At 77.6% G+C, this 723-nt stretch carries 1 pseudogene; it reads right to left on the bottom strand.

Annotated features, from left to right (window positions below):
- Positions 1 to 197: 197 nt before the first annotated feature.
- Positions 198 to 723, bottom strand: a pseudogene (locus tag NBZ83_RS32445) (lysophospholipid acyltransferase family protein); the annotation flags it as partial.

The raw sequence follows: 723 nt of genomic DNA, 5'->3' as shown, positions 1-723 counted from the left end.
GCCGGCGACTGACCCGCCCCGTCCGGGACGGTCGTACGCGGCGAAACCGCACCAGGGCGGCCTGCACGAACGACTCGACCGGATGGATCGCCGCGCCCACGATCTGACCGGCGTCGTTGACCGCCCAGGCCGGATGCGGATCGAGATCGACCCGCATCCGGCCGCCGTGGCGACGGCCGGACGTGCGACGGCGGCGCTCAGCGGCGCCAGGGAGAGCGGGAGGTGCTGCGCGGCAACGGTTCGGTAGCCGCCCAGATCCGCCGCCAGCGCGCCGTCGGGGTGTCCGGGGCGCCGCGCAGCCGCGCGGAGATCGACACCGGCCCGGCGCCGGGCCGCACCGCGGCGCGGGGATGGTGCCGGCCAAGGGCATGCGCCTCGCCGACGACCGCCGAGGTCGCGGACCCGCCGGTGGACAGCCCGTCGGGGGAGCAGGTGTCGGCGCCGTCACGGTCGGCGGCAGTCGGCTGGCGCGGTGTCGCATCGGGCGCATCGGGCGCATCGGGCGCATCGGGGGAGTCGGGGGGCTGCTCGGCGAGCGCGGCACGGGTGGCATCCCACCAGTTCGTCGCATCCTCGGCGCACAACCGGTCGACCTCCGCGGCCAGCCGCGCGGTGAACGTGCGCACATCCTCACCCGGCGCCGCCCGCAACGGCCGCCCGAAACGCACCGTCACCTGCGGGCGGCCCGCCACCGGCCACGACCGGCCCCGCGGCATCGCCGCA

The sequence above is a fragment of the Frankia gtarii genome, from assembly GCF_025403375.1.
Lineage (GTDB): Bacteria > Actinomycetota > Actinomycetes > Frankiales > Frankiaceae > Frankia > Frankia gtarii.
This window is presented reverse-complemented; position numbering and strand designations above follow the sequence as displayed.